This window comes from Clostridium sp. 1001271B_151109_B4, assembly GCF_015670405.1.
GTDB lineage: Bacteria > Bacillota > Clostridia > Clostridiales > Clostridiaceae > Clostridium.
This window is the reverse complement of record NZ_JADPBQ010000045.1, coordinates 1-2909: the sequence shown is the minus strand read 5'-3', so window position 1 is coordinate 2909 and position 2909 is coordinate 1. Positions and strand designations below refer to the sequence as shown.

General features: G+C 51.0%; 1 rRNA gene. It reads left to right on the top strand.

The annotated features are described in order from the left end of the window. The first annotated feature begins 1 nt into the window (after window position 1). Window positions 2-2909 (top strand): 23S ribosomal RNA (locus I4V63_RS15390).

Here is a 2909-nt window from a genome sequence, read left to right as displayed (position 1 = left end):
AGGTCAAGCTACAAAGGGCGCATGGTGAATGCCTTGGCATCAGGAGCCGATGAAGGACGTGATAAGCTGCGATAAGCTTCGGGTAGGCGCACATAGCCAGTGATCCGGAGATTTCCGAATGTGGGAACACACATGGGAAACCCCATGTATCGTATAGTGAATACATAGCTATACGAGGGTAAACCTAGGGAACTGAAACATCTAAGTACCTAGAGGAAGAGAAAGAAAAATCGATTTCCTAAGTAGCGGCGAGCGAAAGGGAAAGAGCCCAAACCAAAGATTTATCTTTGGGGTTGCGGACAGAGCATTAACGAGAAGTCGTAACTAACCGAACACAACTGGAAAGTTGGACCGTAGGAGGTAATAGTCCTGTAGGTGAAAGTTAAGATTATCAAGCTCTGATCCAGAGTACCACGAGACACGTGAAACCTTGTGGGAAGCAGGGAGGACCACCTCCCAAGGCTAAATACTACCTGATGACCGATAGTGAAGCAGTACCGTGAGGGAAAGGTGAAAAGAACCCCGGGAGGGGAGTGAAATAGAACCTGAAACCGTGTGCCTACAACCGGTCAGAGCCCCTTATGAGGGTGATGACGTGCTTTTTGTAGAACGAGCCAACGAGTTACGGTATGTAGCAAGGTTAAGTACTTAAGGTACGGAGCCGAAGGGAAACCGAGTCTTAATAGGGCGACTAGTTGCATGCCGTAGACCCGAAACCGGGTGACCTATCCATGGCCAGGTTGAAGCGAGGGTAAAACTTCGTGGAGGACCGAACCACGTTGCTGTTGAAAAAGCATGGGATGAGCTGTGGATAGCGGAGAAATTCCAATCGAACTCGGAGATAGCTGGTTCTCCCCGAAATAGCTTTAGGGCTAGCGTCGGATATGTGTAGTGGAGGTAGAGCACTGAATGGGCTAGGGGGCATATCGCTTACCGAACCTTATCAAACTCCGAATGCCATATACATTTAGTCCGGCAGTCAGACTACGAATGATAAGATCCGTGGTCAAAAGGGAAACAGCCCAGATCGTCAGCTAAGGTCCCAAAGTGTAAGTTAAGTGGAAAAGGATGTGGGATTTCTAAGACAACTAGGATGTTGGCTTAGAAGCAGCCACTCATTTAAAGAGTGCGTAATAGCTCACTAGTCGAGAGATCCTGCGCCGAAAATGTACCGGGGCTAAACTTACCACCGAAGCTACGAATTTGCAAGCAATTGCAAGTGGTAGGGGAGCGTCGTAATCGGGCTGAAGTCGTACCGTAAGGAGCGGTGGACTGATTACGAGTGAGAATGTTGGCATTAGTAGCGAGATGTAGGTGAGAATCCTACAGGCCGAATATCTAAGGTTTCCTCAGGAAGGCTCGTCCGCTGAGGGTTAGTCGGGACCTAAGCCGAGGCCGAAAGGCGTAGGCGATGGACAATCGGTTGATATTCCGATACCACTACCATCGTTATTATCGAGGGTGTGACGGAGAAGGATAGTGTGTGCTAGCGATTGGAAATGCTAGTCTAAGCGTTTAGGGAGTTACGGTAGGCAAATCCGCTGTAACAATTCTGAGGCGTGATGGGGAAGGCCATATAGGCCGAAGTACATGATTCCATGCTTCCAAGAAAAGCATCTAGAGAGAGAAGTAGTGCCCGTACCGCAAACCGACACAGGTAGATGAGGAGAGAATCCTAAGGCCGGCGGAAGAATTGCAGTTAAGGAACTAGGCAAATTGACCCCGTAAGTTCGCGAGAAGGGGTGCCTGCGAGAGCAGGCCGCAGAGAATAGGCCCAAGCAACTGTTTAGCAAAAACACAGGTCTCTGCTAAAGCGTAAGCTGATGTATAGGGGCTGACGCCTGCCCGGTGCTGGAAGGTTAAGGGGAACACTTAGCGCAAGCGAAGGTGTGAACTTAAGCCCCAGTAAACGGCGGCCGTAACTATAACGGTCCTAAGGTAGCGAAATTCCTTGTCAGGTAAGTTCTGACCCGCACGAATGGCGTAATGACTTGGGCACTGTCTCAACTGCAAATCCGGCGAAGTTGTAGTGCGAGTGAAGATGCTCGCTACCCGCGATTGGACGGAAAGACCCCGTAGAGCTTTACTGTAGCTTAGCATTGAATTCCGGTATTGTCTGTACAGGATAGGTGGGAGACTGGGAAACTAGGGCGTCAGCCTTAGTGGAGTCAACCTTGGGATACCACCCTGACAGTACTGGGGTTCTAACAGGACGCCATGAATCTGGTGACTGGACATTGTTAGGTGGGCAGTTTGACTGGGGCGGTCGCCTCCTAAAAAGTAACGGAGGCGCCCAAAGGTTCCCTCAGAACGGTCGGAAATCGTTCGTAGAGTGCAAAGGCAGAAGGGAGCCTGACTGCGAGACATACAAGTCGAGCAGGGACGAAAGTCGGGCTTAGTGATCCGGTGGTACCTCGTGGGAGGGCCATCGCTCAACGGATAAAAGCTACCTCGGGGATAACAGGCTGATCTCCCCCAAGAGTCCACATCGACGGGGAGGTTTGGCACCTCGATGTCGGCTCGTCGCATCCTGGGGCTGTAGTAGGTCCCAAGGGTTGGGCTGTTCGCCCATTAAAGCGGCACGCGAGCTGGGTTCAGAACGTCGTGAGACAGTTCGGTCCCTATCCGTCGCGGGCGTAGGAAATTTGAGAGGAGCTGTCCTTAGTACGAGAGGACCGGGATGGACTGACCTCTGGTGCACCAGTTGTTCCGCCAGGAGCATGGCTGGGTAGCTAAGTCGGGAAGGGATAAACGCTGAAAGCATCTAAGCGTGAAGCCTCCCTCAAGATGAGATTTCCCATAGCATAAGCTAGTAAGACCCCTTGAAGAACACAAGGTTGATAGGTCAGAGGTGTAAGTGCGGTAACGTATGTAGCTGACTGATACTAATAGGTCGAGGGCTTGACCAA